Origin of the sequence: Microcoleus sp. SVA1B4 (assembly GCF_036700545.1) — a bacterium.
Classification (GTDB): Bacteria; Cyanobacteriota; Cyanobacteriia; order Cyanobacteriales; family Microcoleaceae; genus Microcoleus.
This window is the reverse complement of sequence record NZ_JAUBPB010000001.1, coordinates 1-21,246: the sequence shown is the minus strand read 5'-3', so window position 1 is coordinate 21,246 and position 21,246 is coordinate 1. Positions and strand designations below refer to the sequence as shown.

General features: G+C 47.0%; 21 protein-coding genes, 1 tRNA gene and 1 pseudogene. 12 read left to right on the top strand and 11 right to left on the bottom strand.

The window, feature by feature from the left end:
* The first annotated feature begins 338 nt into the window (after positions 1-338).
* A complete protein-coding gene (locus QT987_RS00115) occupies positions 339-1,109 on the top strand; it encodes a hypothetical protein (RefSeq protein WP_333236204.1) in 771 nt (256 codons plus the stop codon).
* Between the two features lie 311 nt (positions 1,110-1,420).
* The gene (locus QT987_RS00110; protein WP_333236202.1) at positions 1,421-1,867 is read left to right on the top strand and encodes a hypothetical protein; all 447 of its coding nucleotides are present in this window, start codon (positions 1,421-1,423) and stop codon (positions 1,865-1,867) included.
* A gap of 496 nt (positions 1,868-2,363) precedes the next feature.
* Here QT987_RS00110 and QT987_RS00105 read toward each other — a convergent pair whose 3' ends face one another.
* Complete coding sequence (locus tag QT987_RS00105; protein WP_333236200.1) at positions 2,364-2,918, bottom strand: cyclic nucleotide-binding domain-containing protein; 555 nt, start codon at positions 2,916-2,918, stop codon at positions 2,364-2,366.
* A gap of 330 nt (positions 2,919-3,248) precedes the next feature.
* Positions 3,249-4,232, bottom strand: coding sequence for a DUF1517 domain-containing protein (locus QT987_RS00100; RefSeq protein WP_333236198.1), 984 nt, complete (start codon positions 4,230-4,232; stop codon positions 3,249-3,251).
* A 300-nt stretch (positions 4,233-4,532) separates the two neighbouring features.
* Between QT987_RS00100 and hemB the strand changes: the two genes are divergently transcribed.
* Together hemB and QT987_RS00090 are read left to right on the top strand one after the other, a co-directional pair.
* Positions 4,533-5,516, top strand: a complete 984-nt coding sequence (hemB, locus tag QT987_RS00095) for a porphobilinogen synthase (protein WP_333210665.1) — start codon at positions 4,533-4,535, stop codon at positions 5,514-5,516.
* A 642-nt stretch (positions 5,517-6,158) separates the two neighbouring features.
* The gene (locus tag QT987_RS00090; protein ID WP_333236196.1) at positions 6,159-6,647 is read left to right on the top strand and encodes a GNAT family N-acetyltransferase; all 489 of its coding nucleotides are present in this window, start codon (positions 6,159-6,161) and stop codon (positions 6,645-6,647) included.
* Positions 6,648-6,921: 274 nt separating this feature from the next.
* Here the strand turns inward: QT987_RS00090 and QT987_RS00085 are convergent, their stop codons facing one another.
* The 7 genes from QT987_RS00085 to QT987_RS00055 all read right to left on the bottom strand — a co-directional run bounded on the left by QT987_RS00085 (position 6,922) and on the right by QT987_RS00055 (position 11,934).
* Positions 6,922-7,857, bottom strand: coding sequence for a HAMP domain-containing sensor histidine kinase (locus QT987_RS00085; protein WP_333236194.1), 936 nt, complete (start codon positions 7,855-7,857; stop codon positions 6,922-6,924).
* A gap of 25 nt (positions 7,858-7,882) precedes the next feature.
* Positions 7,883-8,476 (bottom strand): L-threonylcarbamoyladenylate synthase, encoded by a 594-nt coding sequence (locus QT987_RS00080; protein ID WP_333236192.1) that lies wholly within the window; start codon positions 8,474-8,476, stop codon positions 7,883-7,885.
* Between the two features lie 60 nt (positions 8,477-8,536).
* The gene (locus tag QT987_RS00075) at positions 8,537-9,517 is read right to left on the bottom strand and encodes a HemK/PrmC family methyltransferase (protein ID WP_333236191.1); all 981 of its coding nucleotides are present in this window, start codon (positions 9,515-9,517) and stop codon (positions 8,537-8,539) included.
* A gap of 127 nt (positions 9,518-9,644) precedes the next feature.
* A complete protein-coding gene (locus QT987_RS00070) occupies positions 9,645-10,472 on the bottom strand; it encodes a Tic22 family protein (protein WP_333236189.1) in 828 nt (275 codons plus the stop codon).
* 152 nt (positions 10,473-10,624) lie between these two features.
* Positions 10,625-10,698 (bottom strand) — tRNA-Pro (locus QT987_RS00065).
* A 326-nt stretch (positions 10,699-11,024) separates the two neighbouring features.
* Positions 11,025-11,576, bottom strand: a complete 552-nt coding sequence (locus QT987_RS00060; RefSeq protein WP_242725747.1) for a GNAT family N-acetyltransferase — start codon at positions 11,574-11,576, stop codon at positions 11,025-11,027.
* A gap of 205 nt (positions 11,577-11,781) precedes the next feature.
* Positions 11,782-11,934 carry a hypothetical protein gene (locus QT987_RS00055; protein WP_333236187.1) on the bottom strand — a complete coding sequence of 51 codons (153 nt, stop codon included), beginning with the start codon at positions 11,932-11,934 and terminating at the stop codon, positions 11,782-11,784.
* A gap of 289 nt (positions 11,935-12,223) precedes the next feature.
* Here QT987_RS00055 and QT987_RS00050 point away from each other — a divergent pair, with 289 nt between their 5' ends.
* From QT987_RS00050 to lptC, 8 genes are all read left to right on the top strand, one after another.
* Positions 12,224-12,949, top strand: coding sequence for a hypothetical protein (locus tag QT987_RS00050; RefSeq protein ID WP_006631881.1), 726 nt, complete (start codon positions 12,224-12,226; stop codon positions 12,947-12,949).
* A gap of 681 nt (positions 12,950-13,630) precedes the next feature.
* Complete coding sequence (locus QT987_RS00045; protein WP_333053293.1) at positions 13,631-13,846, top strand: hypothetical protein; 216 nt, start codon at positions 13,631-13,633, stop codon at positions 13,844-13,846.
* 102 nt (positions 13,847-13,948) lie between these two features.
* On the top strand, positions 13,949-14,818 hold the full coding sequence (locus QT987_RS00040) for an alpha/beta hydrolase (protein WP_333236185.1): 870 nt from the start codon (positions 13,949-13,951) through the stop codon (positions 14,816-14,818).
* A gap of 219 nt (positions 14,819-15,037) precedes the next feature.
* Entirely contained in the window at positions 15,038-16,180 is a 1,143-nt protein-coding gene (gene hrcA, locus QT987_RS00035) for a heat-inducible transcriptional repressor HrcA (protein WP_445299362.1), read from the top strand.
* Between the two features lie 175 nt (positions 16,181-16,355).
* The gene (locus QT987_RS00030; protein WP_333236181.1) at positions 16,356-16,532 is read left to right on the top strand and encodes a hypothetical protein; all 177 of its coding nucleotides are present in this window, start codon (positions 16,356-16,358) and stop codon (positions 16,530-16,532) included.
* A gap of 291 nt (positions 16,533-16,823) precedes the next feature.
* Positions 16,824-18,416 (top strand): methionine--tRNA ligase, encoded by a 1,593-nt coding sequence (gene metG / locus QT987_RS00025; RefSeq protein ID WP_333236178.1) that lies wholly within the window; start codon positions 16,824-16,826, stop codon positions 18,414-18,416.
* Positions 18,417-18,521: 105 nt separating this feature from the next.
* A complete protein-coding gene (locus QT987_RS00020; RefSeq protein ID WP_006631885.1) occupies positions 18,522-19,127 on the top strand; it encodes a LabA-like NYN domain-containing protein in 606 nt (201 codons plus the stop codon).
* Positions 19,128-19,323: 196 nt separating this feature from the next.
* On the top strand, positions 19,324-20,520 hold the full coding sequence (lptC, locus tag QT987_RS00015) for an LPS export ABC transporter periplasmic protein LptC (protein WP_333236176.1): 1,197 nt from the start codon (positions 19,324-19,326) through the stop codon (positions 20,518-20,520).
* 58 nt (positions 20,521-20,578) lie between these two features.
* Here lptC and QT987_RS00010 read toward each other — a convergent pair.
* Positions 20,579-21,067 (bottom strand): annotated as a pseudogene (locus QT987_RS00010) (Uma2 family endonuclease); the annotation flags it as partial.
* Positions 21,068-21,094: 27 nt separating this feature from the next.
* Entirely contained in the window at positions 21,095-21,235 is a 141-nt protein-coding gene (locus QT987_RS00005) for a ribbon-helix-helix protein, CopG family (RefSeq protein ID WP_333236517.1), read from the bottom strand.
* Positions 21,236-21,246 lie beyond the last annotated feature (11 nt).

Genomic DNA, 21,246 nt, shown 5'->3' with positions numbered 1-21,246 from the left:
CCGTGTATTTTTCTTAAAAAAACCCGGCGTTTGGAAACCCTTGTGTCCCAGAGTATTACTAATCACTAATAAACTGGGTTCAATAGGACGATTTCTTAACTGTCACAGCTTATTCCTCCACACCTAAACAACATACCCACAATCAAAACAACATTCTACGATTGAGGTAGAGCAAGTATTTGTGGAAAAAAACAGGTTTTTCGCCACTCTTGCCCTGCATTGTTACTCATAACTAATAAACCGGGATTAATAGGACGCTCACTTAACTGTCACAGTTTATTACTCCAGACCTAAAACACCTACCCACAATCAAAACAACATTCCACCAAGGCATCGCTATGTATTACACTTTCGCAGGTTTTGGTGCCGCCACAGGCATATTTTTACTGCTAGTTTTTGCCATTCTGCAATGGCTGCACGTCTCGGCCGGCAGTTTTATTGATTGGGTAATTGCCATTGCTATTTTTGAATGGCTGTTGCTGATAGTTACAGTTCCCTGGAATATCCATTTTGAAGCTAAAGAAGTTTTAGCGCAAGCCGCAGAATCGACTAAAAAAAACATTGCTGTCGATCAGGAACAAGTCAAATACGTTACTGTATTAGTTAGCCGATCGCTCTTTGTGGCGATCGCACTTCACCTGTTTAGCGCGATCGCACTTTACGCCCTAGCCGCCGCCGGAATTAGTGCTATTGGCTATCTCAGTTCCGCTGCTGCACTGCTGTTAACTGTACTGCGTCCAGCTATCCGAGGTTATCAGTATTTAGCCCAACGGCTGACAAGTATCCGCCGCCAATTTTTGCACCCCCGCGAAGATATTGTCGAACTCCGCAGCCGCTTTGCAAAGTTAGAATCGACAGTTAAAGATTTGGCCAATCAAATAAGTTCAGACAATCCGAATTCGTGGGTGGCTGTCCAAAATCGGGAACGGGAAGCTATCAGAAGAGAATTAACTACTGTATCCGCATCTCTACAATCTTTGCAAGCGACCAATCAGGCAGAGCACACTAAACTGAGAAGAGATGCAGAAAGTGCGATCGCCCAACTCACCGATGACGGACAATTTCTCAACCACGTCCGCGAAATCATCCGCTTCTTTAAAGAATCGTAAAGTCAGTTGATAGTTGACAGTTGACAGTTGTCTGTTGACTGTTGACTGTTGTCATTAGTTACCAATCCCCGATGCCCGATGCCCAATTGCAAATTCCCTATCTTTAGATAGATGCCAAATAGTTGCAAATAGTTAAAATTTTAATAAAAACAGAATTTAGTCAGTCTTCAGGAAGACGCAATAAAGGTATTTTCCCTAACAGCAATTTTTCGCAAACTATAACCAAAGATAGTTTGTGAATGAGCTAGCTTTGGATTAATATTTAAACATAAGCCAAAGACCTTTTTGAAAAGATAACTCAGGAATAAATCATGACTAATCGCCAACCAATACCGCCCAAAAAAGAAGTTAGCAAATCAACACCGGCCGACGAACAAATCGAAGCCAATATGGAAGCCCCCCACTACGACAGGGGCATTACTCCTGCGGAGACAGCAGCGCGGCAAGAACGCGAAGGCGCTAACTTCATGCACCATACCACCGAAGGGAAGCAGAAAAGTGCAAAAACTGATGACCAAACCGATGACGAAAGCATTCACACTACAGATGGTTATACAGTAGACCAAGAAGGTCTAGTTAACAATTACGCGATCGAACCGGAAATGTACATCAACGAACCGGGCGATTTGAGAGCAAAAGAAGAAGCCGAAGCCGCAGAACGCGCTCAAATTCTCGCAGAAATCAAAGATAAAAAAGGCGAGGAAGGAAAACTGACAATGGATGCAGACACCCGTGGCAAAGGGCCGGGCATTATCTAGATTGTGTGCTGGGTAGTTGCGTTTCAGCGCGCGAGGTTGCAACTACTGCAAAGCACAGGGGCGGGTTTTTATAGTTCCGGCAATTATCGATCGATATTTCCGGTATCACCCGCCCCTATTTTCTTTTCCACATCTGTTTTTTGAGTTAAGAGGTTACATCTTACATCTTGCACCAATATCAATAATCCTTTTTTGGGCTGGGTCTCGTGCCCGACCCCTACTCCTCACAATAAAACTCATTGTTTGTGGAACAGGCATCTTGCCTGTTCTTGAGAATGGTGCAAGATGTGAGTTACATCTGAGATATTGCACCATTCTCAATTACTTGTTTAGGAACAGGCAAGATGCCTGTTCCACAAGAGATGAATTTTTTTGTGGAACAGGCATCTTGCCTGTTCTTCAGAATGGTGCAAGATGTGAGTTACATCGTACATCTCTCAATTACCGTATCAATCGGCAAGTTTTCACACCCAGCTCAAAAACGCCTTAAAATTCCTCAAGCTTTAACATTTTCCCTCAGCCAATTAAACTTAGCCTCAGCTAGCGCCAAATTTTCCAGAACGTTAGGATTGATATCCTCGCGTTCAAATTCTGGTTGATCTAGTTCAATATTGCGACCATATTCTATATGTCGGATCGTACCGCGCATCCTGTCTGCCAGACACAGTGAAATTCCATAATAAAACCGGGAAGCAAAGCCCATATCGTTTTGAAGTTTGATTACTAACTGCCGCCTAGGAATTGCCAGCAAGTGAGTTTCTTCGATCGCCTTCACCGTTGCTAAAGGAGGGCGAGCATCAATGAAAGAGACTTCTCCCACCAGTTCTCCGCTGGCTATTTTAGCGATTTCTCTAGTCCGCTCAGCCTCGATTAAAACGCTCAAACTCCCATTCAAAACAATGTAGAGCGCATCTATCTGCCTCCCTTCATGGATCAAAATCCCGCCCGGCTCTAGAACTTCTTTTTTACCTTTATGGACGATCCAGTTGATATCGTCATTATTTAACTGGCTCAAAATAAAAAGTGCTTTTTTTCTGCTGCTGTCGGCCATAAGTTTTAGCTCTCGATCGCTTCTTCTTTATATAAAATTTAGATGGCGCGCGATCGCAACTTCTTCCGAAGCAGTCCTCGCTCAATAGAGTTTTTTTTATCTTGCCTAACTTCTTCGCAAAACCCCTATCGGGCAGGCTTTGCTCATAGCAGATCAATCACGCTGAAACATAATCTCTCAATACTAGCATTTGTTAAACAATCTTTTTTAACTCGATAGACCTCCCCAACATCCGGCGAAATTCCCGTCTCAAAAGGAAGTGGGTTCACCCGCCCAGCTTTGGTGCGGGATCGGGCGCGGCAGACAATGCTCCGCGCCCAGTCTTGCTCACTAAATCGATCGCAAATCAGGATAGCCCGCCAACATATCGTCAGCAGTCAGAGTGTCCCCGTTCGCTTGAGGAGTCCACAGCACCTCAACCGCCAGCAACTGCTCGCTCGATACTCCCCCAATCTGACGCAAAGCTTGGCGCAAATCTTCAGAGTTTTTCACTGCTGGCAATTGCAATTTACCTTGAGTACCGACAATCACCGTCACCACAATAAATTCCCCAGGATCTGAATTCAAATCAGAAGCAACCAGCGCCCCATTTTCCTGCAAACCAGGCAGGATATTGCTGCTCCCTGCTTGTCGGAGCTGATTGTTATAATTCGAGAGCGTTTCTTCAGTAAATTTGCTGCGTTCTGCCAAAGAAAATTGATTAAACTTAGCTTCGGCTGCTTCCAAGCGAGTTTGCACAGATTCAGCGCCCGCGTAAACCCAGTATTCAGGATGCCGCAGCAGCGCCAGAGTAGATTCTTGCAGCACTTGAGCGCGACCGGCCGCTGTATCGGTATCCGCTTTTCGGGCTAGGGAGTCGAGTTCGGCTTGCAAACCGCGGGCCTCTGCTAGCAAACCAACTTGCAAGCGGCCGACAGATACGGTGGTAGTGGGGGCGCTGTTGCCGAGTTCGTCAGTTCCGCCCCCGGCGCGGCGGAAGCTTTGGACGAGGAAATTAGCGATCGAAATAAAAATCAAAATCGAGAACAGGCCGCCAAACCCGCCCCCAAAGCCAAAAAACGGCAGCAAGAACGGGAAACCGAAGCCGCCACCAAAGCCACGGCCTGGGTAGTAGCCCCCTCCCGACGGCGCGTAAGTGCGACTAGGAGACGAGTAACTGCGCGCCGGAGCTCTAAAAGAGCCGCCGCCGATGCGTCCTCCGCTGCGGGCCGCCAGAGCTCCGTCAGCGTTACCGAGGGCTAGCGTCAGTACCAGACCGATCGCAAATAGTGATTTCAAAAGCGGTTTGATCTTGGAAATTAGTTGCTTGTACATAAGACCGTTACTATTCGATACATTTATAATTTACAGTCTATCCTCGCTTCTGGGCAGCCTGGTTATAGGTATGAAGCCAGCGAGATATCCGTACCAACCGATCCAACCACAGTTAGGCATGAGTCTGCAAACGAGAAAAGCTAGAAAGGACTGGCATTCCTGACTACAAACAATCGACATCCTGGCTTTTACAGAAGTTTACTTAAGTCCAGGGCGATCGGCCAACAATAAGCTTTAGACTTTTAAAGAAGCGCCACGAGTCCTAGAAAACAGGGCTTTATCTACCGTAAAAAAAACATTATGTTTCCAACTCACCGCCCCCGCCGCCTCCGCAACCATCCCCAACTCCGCCGGATGGTACGCGAAAATATCTTGACAACCAGCGATTTAATTTACCCCTTATTTGCCGTACCGGGGGAAGCTTTTGCTAAAGAAGTCACATCGATGCCGGGAGTTTACCAGCTATCGGTAGACAAAATAGTAGAAGAAGCAAAAGAAGTCTACGACCTCGGCATTCCGGCTATTATTTTATTCGGCATTCCCGCAGACAAAGATACCGACGCGACAGGTGCTTGGCACGACTGCGGCATCGTCCAAAAAGCGACGGAAGCAGTTAAAAAAGCCGTACCAGATTTAATCGTCATGGTCGATACTTGTCTGTGCGAATATACCACTCACGGTCACTGTGGCTATTTGGAAGTCGGAGATTTAAGCGGCCGCGTCTTGAACGATCCCACACTAGAATTGCTGAAGAAAACCGCCGTTGCTCAAGCTAAAGCCGGTGCAGATATTATCGCACCGTCGGGAATGATGGACGGTTTTGTCGGAGCAATTCGCGAAGGATTGGACTCCGCTGGATTTGAAGATATTCCCATCATGTCTTACGCGGCAAAATACGCCTCAGCTTATTATGGCCCATTCCGAGATGCAGCAGAGTCTGCTCCGCAATTTGGCGATCGGCGCACCTATCAAATGGACCCAGGAAACGGCCGCGAAGCTCTGAAAGAAATTGCTCTCGACATTGCCGAAGGCGCAGATATGCTCATGGTTAAACCCGCTTTAGCTTACATGGACATCATCTGGCGCGTGAAGGAAGCAACTAACCTGCCAGTTGCTGCTTACAACGTTTCTGGGGAATATGCGATGGTGAAAGCCGCCGCCCTCAACGGTTGGATAGATGAAGAAAGAGTAGTGATGGAAACTTTGACAGGATTCAAGCGTGCTGGTTGTGATTTGATTTTGACTTATCACGCCAAAGACGCCGCCCGCTGGCTGCAAAACTGATTCAGTTGATTTGAGATTAGAGATTAAAGAATTGACTCCACAGCACAATCTTCGGGTGTTCTTGTGGAGTCAATACTTCTCTGGATCGGTGATTTTTGAGCAATTAGGCAACACACAAGCTATAGCTTACGCTTACCGATAAACGACGCCTCGAAACCGAGTTTTTACCGTTTCAGTGGGCTGTAACTGAGATATTGCACCATTCTCAGGAACAGGCTTTTCGGCTTGTTCCACAAGAAAATTCACTCTTTGTGGAATAGGCCGAAAAGCCTGTTCATAAAAAGCTTATTGACAATGGTGCAACATTTCAGTTGTAACGAAGTATTGCTATGAAAAAACCCGGTTTCTCTGTAGACAAACTCCCACCCCTAAAAAATCAGTCATTCCCCATCTAAAATCTCTAATCTCAGATATCAAATGGTATGAGTTCTAAGTTGGGAATTTTGAGTCAAAGACTTTTTTTCAAGATTTACCCCAAAAAGTATTAATGATCACCGAAATTAGTTAGAAAATATGTATGAATAAAAATAGTTTTGTAAATGGGGAATTCAACCATTGATCGTTCCCAAGCAAAATCAACTTTCACTCGTGTAAAACAGTAAAAGTAACACAGTTGAGATACAACTTCAAGGCAGATTGAGCATGACATCAACGACTAGGGATTCCAGTCACATTCAATTTTGTATAGGTCGCGATCGCGCAGACATCGCACAGATCCAAGAACTATTTAAAGCCGCCGCCTTTTGGGCGAGGGAACGCAAGATAGAAGATTGGGAAATTGCGATCGCCAACAGCGAACCAGTTGTTACAGTTTGGGACGACTCACGGGCGATCGGCTTTGCCAGAGCCACCTCAGATGGCATCTATCGAGCCACCATCTGGGATGTCGCCATTCACCCGGATTACCAAGGTGCAGGACTCGGCCGCAAATTAGTGCAAACCGTCTTGAGTCACCCTCGGATGTGCCGAGTAGAGCGAGTTTACCTGATGACAACTTACAAACAAAGCTTCTACGAGCGCATCGGTTTTCAGCAAAACGCTAGCACCACAATGGTACTTGAAAATCAGCTTCTAGAAGAGAATCTCGAATTAGAAATTAGCAACGGCGAATTGCTAACTGCTAATTGTTAAATACTCACAAGATTGGCACCAAAATCTATAATATGTAGGGTGCGTCAGGGCGCACCTTACTCCCTATAAATTACCCACAATCAGGACACAGCAGTGCCCTTTCCCTACAATTATCGGCAATCAGGACATACCAGTGCCGTTTCCCTACAATTAATAGAGCGATAGCTATATTAAATCCGTTAGGATTGCAACGATCTAAATGGAGGACACGGCAGTGCCCTGTCCCTACAATGTTCTCTCCCTTCTCCCTTCTTCCTTCTTCCTTCTTCCTTCATCAGAAAGTTGCCAAAGGAATAGAACACTGAGTCCGGTTAAAATTGCACTCTTCGGACTCAGAAGGCACAGCCAGAACCTCCAACTTTCCGCTCATCAAACTTAAAAGAGTCTGATTCATCAATAACCTCATTCCAGAAGACACCTGAGAATTATCGCTGCTCTTGGTAATATCACACTCCAAATTGTGCTTCAGCAAATCCCAAGACTCGCTCCAAGCACTCACTGAACGCTGATCGTCCACCCAAATGTGAACGCATCCAGATTCCGGCGAAGAATGCGCCGAAACAGAAATACTCCCCTCCTCCATCTGAGCAACAGCAGTATCTACCAAATTGACTAAAACTTGCCTAAACCTCGGCAAATCTGCCAATACATAAATCCCCGGATCTGGCGGCAATATCTCCAAACGAATGCCGCGATTAGCAGCTTGCAAGTAAGTTAAATCATCAACCTCGTCAAAAACCTTAGCTAACTGAATCGGCTCAATATCCATCCTTTCAGTGCCGTGTTCAGTTTTAGCAACAGAGATAATTTCATCTATTAATTTCACCAGCTTGAGTGCCGCGGCGTGAGCTTGCTCGACAAACTCTCGTTCCTCAGCAGGATCGTCGCACAAATCTGAGAGAATTAATTGCAGCGTACCAATCATAGTGCTCAGGGGCGATCGCAACTCGTGAGAAGTTCGAGCCAAAAAACCCGCCTTAAATTGGCTCATCTCCGATGCCATCTGATAAGCCAATTGAGTTTGCTTAAGTTGCTCGGAAAGGGCATCAAACTTCTCTAAGTGAATTTCTTGAGGAGGTGGGGCCACTTTGGGCGCCGGTTCGGGCTGTTGCGAGCTTTTTTGCCGCAGGCGCCAAATCAAACTGCTTCCCAAACCCAGCCCCAGTCCCATACCTAAATATATAAAGTTGCTCCAGCCGATCGGCGCCATATTGCTTTGCCTTGGAGTTTAGCTTTTAGCATTCTAACTCGATCGCGCCTTGTCGCAATATTTCCCACTCGCTGCCCGTCCATTTAGCCACAGTCGAAGGCAAACTCGAAGCTGTTGTCGCTGTTGCTAATTCAGAAGGAACTAATGTCAAGACTTCGGGAAACTGAGCCTCAATTTCTGCCACCGACTCCAGAGGCGGCTGGCCGGATAAATTAGCACTGGTAGTAGCCAAAGGGCCTGTCTGCTCTAGAATCTTTAGGGCAAGGGGAAAGTTAGGCACTCGTACTCCGATTGTAGTCCGATCGATGGGATTGAGAGCCGCCGGGACTTTTGCCGAAGCCGGCAGCACCAAAGTTAACGCCCCCGGCCAATAGGATTCGGCCACTTGCTGCCACAACTTTAACTCTGCTGGACTTCCCTGCACGTAAGGCCACAAAGCCTGGGCCGATGCTGCCATCAAAATTAGCGGTTTGTCTTGACTGCGGCGTTTAGCTGCAAAAATCAACTCCGAGCGATCGGGACGCGCAGCCAAAGCGGGTACAGTATCTGTAGGAAAACTGACGATATGATTACCAGAAATTGCCCCTTGAACTAGGGAGTCGATCGAAACTTGTGTCATGCCATTTTAGATTTTAGATTTTAGATTTTAGATTTTAGAATTGCGGCATATTCTTGAAACCTAAAGACGGTACGCTAAGGCAAACCGATCGATTCCTGCTAAATCAGCAAATATCTGAACTCGATCGTAACTCCCGTGACTTTGCAGCATATCAGCTACCGCCGCTTCTTGTCCCGCCATCATCTCGACCAACCAAACACCCCCAGATTCTAAATAATCGGGAGCCGTTTCGACCAAATGCCGGATGCACTCTAACCCGTCCAAACCGCCGTCTAAAGCCTGATGAGGTTCATGCTTCAAAACTTCCGGTTGCAGAGTCAGCACCGTGCTGCTGGGAATGTAAGGGGGGTTAGACACCATGCCGCTAACGCGACCTTTGAGAAATTCTAGCGGTTCCCACCACGAACCTTGATAAAAATTAATTCGCGATGCAAAACCCAAATTCTCAGCATTCAGTCGAGCCACTGCCAAAGCTTCCGAACTGCAATCTACCGCATAAACCCTAGCATTTGTCAACGCAGAAGCTAAGCCGATCGCGATCGCCCCGCTGCCTGTCCCCAAATCCACCCAATGCGATTGGGCAAATTCTCCCCCCCGAAGCTGGGAGAAGTTTAAATCTTCTCCCCCCCTTAGTAAGGGGGGGTTGGGGGGGGTAGATTTTTGATTGATATTTTCTGCTTCTAAACGGCTTTTAACAGCTTCTACAGCCAAATCGATCAGCAATTCCGTTTCAGGACGCGGAATTAGCACCGCCGGCGTTACTTTGAGCGAAAAATGCCGCCAATGTGCAACTCCCGTTAAATACTGCACCGGCACCCGTTGCTGCAAGCGCCGCTGCCACAATTGAGCAAGTTCAGATAAAGACAACTTTAATTCTATTTTTGGCCAATCTTTAAACGACTCCAAACGCAGAGCCAACCTATCCAAACCTGCCAGCTCTTGCAGCAGCCAGTCGATTTCTGCTAGGGGAATGTCATGGGCGATCGCCTCTGTTTTAGCTTGATTCACCCACTGCCAAAGCTCTAAACCAGAAACAAACATAAGACTTTTTGGGAATTGGGCATCGGGCATCGGGCATCGGGAATTGGTAACTAATGACAACAGACAACAGTCAACAGTTAACTGTCAACTGTCAACTGTCAACTGTCAACTGTCAACTGACTAAATATTAGCGAGCTGGAGCCGGAGAGGCTGGAGCCGGCCGAGCTGGAGCCGGAGCAACCTGTGGATTTTGGCCCGCACCGGCAGGTTGGAGCGATCGCACAAATTCCAGCGACTCCCGCGACGGAATCAAAATCATTTGGGTCAAAAACGGGTCGTTTTCAGTACGCAAAGCTTCCAAAACGCTCTCCAAGTTCACCACCTCAATCTTAATTGTGGCAGTCACGTTGGGCTGCTGCTGCTTAAAACGATCGACCATACCCTGTAAATCCTCCTTGTTAAAAAACAAGGGAATCACCTCTTGCTGACCCCGCTGAATCGTCAAATAACCATTTTCTGCGCCGCCTCTTGCCAAAAACAGAGGTACACCGTTGAACTCATTAACTTGTTGACCAGTCTGCTGAAGTACAGTTTTAGCCGACTGCACCTGCTGTGGAGCCGGAACGAAAGCAAATTGCACTTCCTCCGGCTTACCTTTATTTGCTTGAGTGAGCTGATAAATTTCGCCCAGGGATACTGGCATCACGCGCACCGTGGCCGCCAACTGAGGATTTCTGGTTTTCAGTTGATCGACAAAAGCTTGAGCATCTTTCTGGCTGATGAAAATTCCCGCCACGGAAGCATTACCAGTTTGACCCTCACCCTGCTTAGGAACAGAAGCGATCAAGGGCGCACCCTGAGCGTCTGTAATCGTAAATACCGGCACCGAGCGCAATTTTTCCAAAATTTGCGGCTCCGGCAGTGCCAGTGCAGACATCTTGCCAATTGGGGAGGGGCCCAGCAGAGTGCTGCCGACAATTCCCAATATTGCGCCCAAACGAACTAATGATTTCATGTTTTTTCCATCAGGAGCGATCCTGAAACACATTAACGCAAAGACTCGCGCTTTCACACGATCGGCAAAAACTGCCTCAATTTGTTTTCATTTTGACGAAATGTAAACATCAGAGACAGTTCTGCTTCAATCTATTATTTAACATTGTCCGATCGGGATGACAGGATTTGAACCTGCGACATCCTGCTCCCAAAGCAGGCGCGCTACCAAGCTGCGCTACATCCCGGTGTTATAGTTAGCTAACCTCTAACCATTAACACACAAAACCGCTTGCTTGTCAAGCTTTATTAAATATTTAGCTCTCGATGGAGCTAAGGCGAAGTTTTTTTCAGGTTGTGCGGTTTGACGCCACCCAAAAACCGATACCACCCCCTGACTCCTATCGCGATCTGCTCAAATCGACTGACAATACTTGCACAGCTTTATAACTGCCCTGATGCCGGGATACATCCAAGCGTAAGTGAGGGCAGCGCACAGGTGCAGTCGGTGTTGGCAGCGTCAATATTGTATTGTAGATCCTCAACAAATCAACGCCGACCTGCACCTCGCTCGCTAATCAGGATACCAAAACATACCTTTAATCCCCTCTGGATCGGACATAAAGCCCAAATTGCGGTAAAAATCCACCACTTGAGGGTCAGCAAATAAGGTAATGTTGCTGATATCTTCACTGCGGAGTTTTTTAATGATGTATTTCATCAGCGCCTTGCCCATGCCTTTGCCCTGGTAGTCGGGATGAACTACCACATCCCAAAGCGTGGCATTAAAAGCATGGTCTGAAGTCGCTCTGGCGAAACCCACCAGCCGTCGCTGGCTGCCCCGCATCTCCCACATAGAGACGACTAGGAAGCTGTGCACAATAGCTTTTTTGACTTTACGCAGGGGACGGCGGGACCAACCCACTGCATTACAAAGTTCTTCGAGTTCGTAGAGGTCAATGTCCCGATCGCAACTGAAAAAGATGCGAGCGTTTCCGCTGGCGGGCTTGCGAAACGTTGGGGAAAGCGGATCGCCTAACCCAACAGCCACATCTTCCTCAAAATCCGCTGTTTGGGGTACAGAGGCAGACTCAGAACTACTAAATAAGTTTTTCCAAAAACCCATGCAGGCGCGGTTAAGGTAGTAGAAGTTGGACGACGAGAAAGAGAACCAGACATATAAACCCACTCCGATCGGCGTAGGATCAATTGCCGGTAGCCTCTTGAGGAACAGTTTACGGTACACTCATCTTACGCCGAAAACAGGGATTTGTCGTCCAACATTGAGTCTGCGCTTTTTTTATTCTGTCAAGTCTGGTAGAACTGTTCTGCTAGCCAGTGCCCAGACAACCCGCTTTTAAGGTAAAATTTGTTGCCGAACCAGGACAGAGGTATATTGGGAAATGCTTCTTTTGAGTGCCGCCGATCGCGCCGGAACTTATACCCTTGGTGGGAAATACCACTGGAATGGCGCAACGTGACATTCTCGTGATAAGTTCTCAGACCACGAATTTCTTGATGGTACAAGTTCCCGGATTTATCCGTGGAATCAATCCCAAATCGAAAATCGAAAATCCTCAAGCCCCCGCATTTATCCGTGGGGTCGCCTCTAAAATCTAAAATCTAAAATCTAAAATCGATTGACAGATTTGACTTTTGCTTTTAGTGAGGAGACGGGCACAATTTAAGTCGAATCGTCGAATCGAAAATCCCATTGCCATAAGGCATGGAAGAGTCAATACCTAGTATATCTCCCGCACCTTCTCCTCAATTATGGCTTCGGGTTTAAAACCATCTACACTAGAACTTCTCAAGCGCTTTAACCGAGCGTTTCCGCAGTTTTATGAGCAATTTGTCAGCAGCGAAATCCAGTTGCAAAACCTCAAATTAGCTTACCAGCTTTACAAAACTCGGCAAGCAGTCATCGAAATCCGAGCCGAAGGTAACAAAAGTGCCCTGCATTTTGCTTACCGGAACCAGTCTTTTCTATTGAGCGATATTTTTGGAGTGCTCGCGGCCTACGGGCTGACAATTCACAGTCTGAGTCTGTACGGTCAAATTTACCCCCCGATGCTGGTATTTATCAAATTGGTCGTATCTCGCGGTGGCAAGGTACTGGCAGATAAAACAGCAGAAAACGTCTGTAGAGCCGTTCGAGAGGCATTGGCGGGGCATTTTGAGGTTGAAGAGATGTTGGCGGTGGAATTTAATTTAGACGCGGGTTTGGAAGATGTGGCAACTGAATTCTACGTCGATCCGGTTTTCCACTTGCCAGCTTTGCTGATTGAAGCAGATAATCAGCCTGGACTTTTTTATAAAGTTATGTATGCCATCTGGCAAGAGGATTTATTGGTAGTAAATGCTAATTTGCTAGTTTGGCGGGGGCGAACTCGCCTGATTCTCTACTTGTTGGGGCCCAATGAAAGTTTAATTCCCGAATATCTGGGGCAAAAAATCGCTGAGGGGGTGCGACAAAGATTGCTAGGCGAGCGATTTTAGGGCAAGCTGCCGATGCTCCCTAAATAACTCGATTTCTATAAATATAGCAATCCTCGCCTCATTTGTAAAAATATGTAGGGGTAGTGCTACCCCTCCTCCCCGTGCCTACCCCAGCCTGCATCGGGGCAACCGGGCGTGGGGAGAGCCCCTACAAGAATTACACGAATCATTTAGGATTGCTATAGACATTAGTTTGCAGAAGTTTTCCAGTGAGATAGGATAAAAAGCTCGGCAACATTTTTCGTACAAACGAGTGTAGATAGCGGTTCTCATAAACATGGGACACGCCGAAACGATGTTGTCAATCTTTTTAAGTTTTACAGCGCCTATTTACTTAAATAAGATCGCGGGACTACAGGCAAAAGTCGCAAATATCCGCAAAAATGCGCTCCATAAAATTATGTATCACTTCGCCCAAAACTAGCGATAGGTAACGCTAGCTAGAGAATTAAGAGATTAAATAAATTGTTGTATGCTAAAAATTTAGTTGGTTGAATAGTTGAAGGTAGGAAGTACGATTTTTTTTTGTAAGTAACCTACAAAAAAATATAATTTGACACTGGAACACCGAGAGTTAACAACTTTCAAATCGACCAATTTTGGGAAAATTATTGCCACAAAATATCCTTAAAAAATCGCGTTGATTTATGTCGCAATTGCGCTCATACAGCAGAGAGAAATTTGAATACTGCAAAAAACATAGAACGCTGGTTTGAAGGAATATTTATTCTCGGCCGATCGCATAAAAGGGCAAGCTATGCCAAGATTGCCCGTGCAGTGGACAAAAGTAGCGTCAGCGACCGCGCGTTGCACCAGGAAGTAAGCGGTAAATCGATAAAGTTGAGTATTTTTGACTTAACTTATAGCGCTTGTTGGGTAGATGAGGTAAACAATTGAACTGAAAAAGCTTGAGAACACAGGATTTCGGCGTACTCTCTCTTTCTGAGAAAGGCTATACATAGGTTTACATCGGTCTTATGGAGCGGGTAGGATAAAAGTATGGCAACAATCGACATCCTAGGGGTTCGGCACGCTTACGATTTGACGGCTCCGACTTCAACTTCCCCGGTTCTGGTATTTGTCCACGGCTGGCTGTTAAGCCGCCACTACTGGCAACCTTTGACCGATCGCTTGGCATCAAACTATCAGTGCCTTACCTACGATTTGCGGGGGTTTGGCGATTCTCAATCCGACGGTGGCCTTCATCATGGGCATTCCGAACCGCTAAATTCCTGCTACACTCCGGCAGCTTACGCTCGCGATTTGGAAATTTTACTCGAAAAACTCGATATATCTTCTGCTTGGCTGGTGGGACACTCTCTGGGCGGTACGATCGCCCTTTGGGGAGCCAGCAAATTCTCCGATCGCGTTAAAGGCGTGGTCTGCATCAATGCAGGGGGCGGCATCTATCTTAAGGAAGAATTCGAGCGGTTTCGAGCGGTAGGCAAGCAGCTAGTGACAATGCGTCCCGGCTGGCTGCCTCGGTTGCCGTTAGCAGATTACGTGTTTGCCCGCGATTCTGTAGCCCGCTCGATCGGCAGATCCTGGGGAAGGCAGCGCTTAATAGATTTCGTGGGAGCTCATCCAGAGGCAGCTTTGGGGGCTTTGTTGGACTCCACCACAGAAGCGGAGATTCACCTCTTGCCGCAAATAGTATCCCGACTCAAGCAGCCTGTTTATTTTATTGCCGGTACTAAAGACAAAATTATGGAACCAAAATACGTGCTGCATTTGGCTAGCTTTCACTGGATGTTCCAAGGTTGCGGCGAGAATGTCCTTCAGCTTCCCGATTGTGGTCATTTGGCAATGGTGGAACAGCCGGATGCAGTGGCTAGTTACCTGCAAAATATTCTGAAAGAACATGATTAGATGGCATGGGGCATGGGGCATGGGGCATGGGGCATGGGGCGTTAGAACTTACAAATAACCAATAACCAATAACCAATAACCAATAACCAATAACAACTGACTTCTTCCTTAACCTAAAATCTGTTATGTTTAAAGAGGTAAGTCTGCCCGATCGCCCTTTTGGTACAGACGTTTCGATTAATATAGCGACTTTCAACTCTAAATTCTAATTCTGCTTAAATATCTGTGCGCGTTAACCTCACCGATCGGCAACAACACATCCTTTGGGCAACGGTTCGCCACTACATAGCAACAGCGGAACCCGTTGGCTCAAAAGCTTTGGCTGACGAATTCAACCTCAGCGTCAGCCCAGCTACAATTCGCAATGCGATGGGGACTCTTGAAAAAGCTGGACTGCTTTATCAGCCCCACACTTCGGCAGGACGAGTCCCCTCTGACTCCGGCTACCGAATTTATGTAGACCAGTTGATTCAGCCGTCTGATACGCTGGCCCGCAAGGTGGAACAGGTACTAGACCAACTCAATTGGTCGGATGGTCGCATGGACGCGGCACTCCGCGGCGCTGCTCAAATCCTGGCAACTATCAGCGGTTACATAGCCATGATCACCATACCGCAAACCAATATGGCTTGCTTGCGCCACTTGCAACTGGTGCAGCTAGAGCCGGGAAAGGTGATGCTGATAGTGGTGACGGATGCCTACGAAACTCAGTCGGTTTTGGTGCAGTTGCCGAGGGATGCAGAAGGTAACACGCCTGATGCCGAAATTGTCGATCGCCAGTTGCAGATTTTGTCGAATTTTTTGAACAGCAAGTTGCGGGGACGATCGCTCTCGGAACTCTCGGCTGTAGACTGGAGCGAGTTAGACCGCGACTTTGAGCTGTACGCTGAGTGGATGGGAACTATGCTGACTGCTTTGAGCAGCCGCCAAAGCAATCCAACCTACACGCGGATTCTGATCGGCGGTTTAGCAGAAGCGCTGCGCTTGCCTGAGTTTTCGCAGTTGCAGCAAGTTCAAACCCTGGTGCAATTGCTCGAACAAGAGCAGGAACTGCTTTGGCCTTTGATTTTTGAATCGCCGGAGTTAGACACCCCCGGCAAGCGGGTAACGGTGCGTATTGGTTCGGAAAATTCTTTAGAACCGATTCGTGGCTGTACTCTGATTTCTTCGACTTACCGCCGGGGATCGGTGCCGGTGGGTAGTGTTGGGGTTTTGGGGCCGACGCGGATGGTTTACGAAAATGCGATCGCGGTTGTGGAAGCTGCGGCGGATTATTTGTCAGAAGCTATTGGCGGAAATCGAGTTGGTTTTCCTGATGGGGATCGAGGGCGATCGGATAATCCTTTGTTAGATGCACCCTAATTTGATAGCCCCAAGCTTAACTGGCTTGGGGTTTTATTGTCTGTGGATGTACTCGCAACCTTTAAAAACAGGGTTTGGTGACAAAAAACCTAGGCTTTTATACTCTTTTTGAGGCAAGAAACTAAAGCTTCGCGGTTGACAAGAGAGTTTTGTAAACAACCCGGTTTCTGTGTCCATGAGCGGCTCGGAAAGTGGCAGGAGTTGCGGGCGATCGACTTTCCAGCGATCGCGAGAAAGAGATGGCGATGGTGAGCGATCGGGCCTTCGCAGAAAGTGGCCGCGGATCGTTAGTCGAACGGCGGGTTTAGCAGCCCAACTGACGAGTTTTGTTGCCAACCGGGTGGGCTGCTAAAACCGCTCTAGGGATAGCGGCTATGACCAATGAATAGATGAGGCGTCCACCCTGGGAGCGTCGATTCCCAAGGCAGCAGAATGTCAAAATATTAAGACATTTTAGAGAGTTCGTCAAAAACAACTAAAAAAGATTAGTGTGGATAGGAAAGCAATATTTCTTTTGGGAATAGCCCGGGTTAGACAATTGCAAATAACTTGCAGTGAATTTGGCTTGATTGCCACTCCATAAAAAATTTAACCGCTGAGTTAAGATCGAAACGAAATTTAGGGAATTTTCTTTTAGCATTCAATGAAATCGACTGATAAAACTAAGAATACCTTTGCGATAACAACGCCTCTGTATTATGTAAACGATTTACCTCACGTTGGCAGCGCTTATACGACTATGGCTGCGGATGCCCTAGCGCGATTTGAGCGGCTGCGGGGAAAATCTGTTTTGCTGGTTACGGGGACGGATGAACACGGGCAGAAAATTCAGCGGACAGCCGAGAGTTTGGGACGATCGCCCCAAGCTCACTGCGATTCAGTGGTTCCGGCGTTTGAGACGCTTTGGGAGCAACTCGATATCCAGTACGATCGGTTCATTCGCACAACTTCGCGGCGTCACGAGTACATTGTCAAAGAATTTTTCCAGCGCGTCTGGAACTCCGGCGACATCTACTTGAACCAGCAACAAGGCTGGTACTGCGTCTCCTGTGAAGAATTTAAGGATGAACGGGAATTGTTGCCGGGAAATCGGTGCTCTGTCCACACCAGCAAGGAAGTTGAGTGGCGCGACGAGGAAAATTACTTTTTCCGTCTGTCACGGTATCAAGACCAACTGCTGGCATTGTACGCAGAACGTCCCGACTTCATCGCGCCGGAAAGCCGACGCAACGAAGTGCTCAGTTTCGTCAACTCTGGACTGCAAGACTTTTCCATTTCTAGAGTGAATCTCGCATGGGGTCTGCCAATGCCAGTTGACCCCAGTCACAGCATCTACGTGTGGTTTGACGCTTTGCTGGGATACGTCACCGCCTTGCTAGATCCTGACAGCGACCCGATTTTGGAGAATGCTTTATCTAAATGGTGGCCGGTTGACTTGCACTTGATCGGCAAAGATATTCTTCGCTTCCACGCAGTTTACTGGCCGGCAATGCTGATGTCAGCGAATCTACTGGTGCCGGGTCGCGTTTTCGCACACGGGTTTTTGACCAAAGACGGCAAAAAAATGGGGAAAACGGAGGGTAATACTTTAAACCCTGTCGAATTGGTCAACAAATACGGCGCTGACGCAGTACGTTACTATTTCCTTAAAGAAATTGAGTTCGGAGAGGACGGCGATTTTAACGAAACTCGGTTTATCAATATATTGAATGCTGAGCTAGCAAATGATTTGGGGAATTTGCTTAATCGTACCCTAAACATGGCTCGCAAATATTGCGGTGCCTGCGTACCAAATGTGTTGGGAGAAAACATTGAGGGCGATAACCTTCTCAAGGCTATGAGCCTGGATTTGGGCGATCGAGTAGCGGGTTTTTACGAAGAGTTGGCTTTTAGCAAGGCTTGCGAAGCCGTGCTTGCATTAGTGCGAGCCGGGAACAAGTTTATTGACGTGCAAGCACCTTGGAGTTTGTACAAGCAGGGACAGATCGAAAGTGTTGAACAAGTGCTATATTCTGTTCTGGAATCTGTTAGACTAGCATCTTACCTTTTATCGCCCATTATTCCCAATATCAGCAACGCTATCTATCAACAGCTAGGTTTTTCAATTGACTTTAACGATCGGGTTACAGTTAACAGTTTAGCGAATTTTGCAGCTCATGCTGCGTGGGGCGCTTTGCCGGCAAACCAAACTCTGGGGGAACCCCAACCTGTTTTTAAGCGGATCGAACTGCTGTAAACAGTACCTTCATAGTTGGCAGCCAGCGCTCTGGGTGTGATGACAGACTACGAATTAGCAGTTATTTCCTTACCAATCTTTCATAAAAATCGAGGCATAACAATCATGTTGAATAGAATAGAAAGCAACGACCTTTTTACGCCGGAACAGGTACTAGAAAATCGTGGTAGAGTGGCAATTTTTATTGACGGTTCTAACCTTTTTTACGCGGCTTTGCAGTTAGGAATTGAGATTGATTACACTAAGCTGCTGTGCCGTTTAACTGCGGGATCGCGGCTGCTGCGCTCTTTCTTCTACACGGGTGTCGATCGCACTAACGAGAAACAGCAGGGGTTTTTGCTGTGGATGCGCCGCAACGGCTACCGGGTGATTTCTAAGGATTTGGTACAGTTGCCAGATGGTTCTAAGAAGGCGAATTTGGATGTAGAAATCGCTGTGGATATGATGGCTTTAGTCGGGTCTTACGACACGGCGGTTTTGGTGAGCGGTGACGGCGATTTGGCTTATGCTGTAGACGCTGTGAGCTATCGCGGTGTGCGGGTAGAGGTGGTGAGTTTGCGATCGATGACGAGCGACAGTTTGATTAATGTAGCCGATCGCTATATCGACCTGGAAATGATTAAGGACGACATCCAAAAAACATCGCGCCCTAATTATGCTTACCGCCCTTTGTCTGGTTTGAGCTTGATGGAGGAACACGACGACAGATAGGGATTTGGTAATGGGTAATTGGTAAGGGTTAATAGGTGATGATTAATGGGTTGAATCATTGAGAATTAGAAGTTAAAAATTTAGACAAAGCATGACACATTTTTAATTTTTGATTAAGTGTTTTTCACGACCCAATTATCAATTACCAATTCCCCATTCCCATTCCCAATTACCTATTATCAATTCCCTATTCCCAATGATTCATCTCCAATCCCAAATTCCCAATCTCAACTCCCCAAAATTGAGGCTGCTATTTTTAGCAGCACTGATTTTGGGGATTGGTGCTTGTGCAGTTCCGCAAGAGACTCAAAAGAACAAATTAGCTGAGGATCTCCAAACTGCTCAACAGTCAAACAGCACTTTAACTTTAAACAAAGTAACTCTAGAACAAGCAAACGAAAAGGGCGAGACGTTCTGGAAAGTCAACTCACAAAATGCCGTTTACAGCAAAGACAAAAAAATAGTTAACGTTCAGAAACCTGTAGGCAAATTGTTTCAAGATGGCAAAGAAATTTACGATATTCAGGGAGAAACTGGCCAGGTATTTCAGGAAGGAAATCAAGTTTTTCTCAAAGGTAACATAGTCGCTACTGACCTTAAAAATGGAGTGGTATTGCGGGGAAATGAGTTGGAGTGGCGGCCAAAGGAGGATGTTTTAGTTGTCCGCAACAATTTGACGGGAGAGAACAAACAGGTGACGGCTTCAGCGAAGGAAGCGCGGGTTTTCACTAGGGCTAAGAGGATGGAGTTATTCGGCTCTGTGGTGGCGAATGTTAAAGATCCGGTTTTGCAATTGCGAACCGAGCACTTAGTGTGGTTTATGGATCAACAAAAGGTAAACAGCACCAAACCTACTCAAATTGACAGATACAAAGATAAAATAGTAACAGACAGCGGTTTTGCCGACCAAGTAGATGTAGACTTAAAAACCAAGATTGCGACGCTGACAAAAAACGCTCAGTTGATGCCTTCAGATCCGCCGCTGCAAATAGAAAGCAGTTTGATGAGTTGGAATTTTCCGGCGCAATCTGTGATATCGCCCGGGCCTGTGAAGGTTTTTCACCGCGTGGAAAAGGTGACGATGACTGGGGATACGGGGCGGGGAGATTTAGAGAAAAAAGTTTTTTATTTGACGGGCAATGTGGTAGGAATTGGGGAAAAACGTCAAGCTCAATTAAATACCGATCGCGTAACGTGGTATTTAACTAATCAGACTTTTGATGCAGAAGGAAATGTGGTTTATCGGCAGCTAAATCCGGTGTTTAATTTGACTGGGCCGAGGGCGGCGGGAGAGTTGAAAAATCAAACTGTGATTGTTAAAGGCGACGGTGGTGGCGGCCAAGTGGTTACGGAATTTGTACCGGATGAGTATCAGGGAACTTTGGGAGAGTAGATGGGATTGCAACCGCAGATGTTGGCAGATGGACGCATGAACGCTGTATGAATGCTGTTTATCGCCACACTCGCCTCAAATTCAATACAAATCCCGGCAATACATCTTCGCCAGACAACTCGGCTGGATTGATCGATATTTCTACTTCTGCCTGCTGTCGGTAAATCTCTACCCGCCGATTTTGCGGGTCAATCAACCAGCCCAATCTCGCCCCGTTGTCGATATATTCCCGCATTTTAGTTTGCAGGGTGGAGAGACTGTCGGAGGCCGATTCCCTACGGGATAGCTTCGCTTCACGCAATTCTACTACAAAGTCGGGGCACAGCGGAACAAAGCCTTTGCGTTCTTGTGCAGTTAGTGCTTCCCAGCGAGTTCGACTCACCCAGGAAGCGTCGGGAGAACGGCGAGCACCGTTAGGAAGGATGAATCCGGTAGAAGAGTCAAAGCCTTCTCCTAAATCTTCGTTTGCTTCACACCAGTTGCCTACTTGCGTACTGATACTGAGGTTGCGGCTGCCTGATTCGCCTCCGGTGGGTGGATTCACCAAAAAAACTGGGTCTGAAGCCCCGTCCTTCTAGGACGGCTTTTCTTTGACTTTGAGGCTCCTGATTAACTCCCTAAGTACGTCGGTTTTAGTCCTGCCTACAGCTTTGCAGTGTTCTTCAAGAATTTTAAATTCAGACTCTTGAATCCGAAAATCTAAACGTTTCTTCATGATTTTATCCG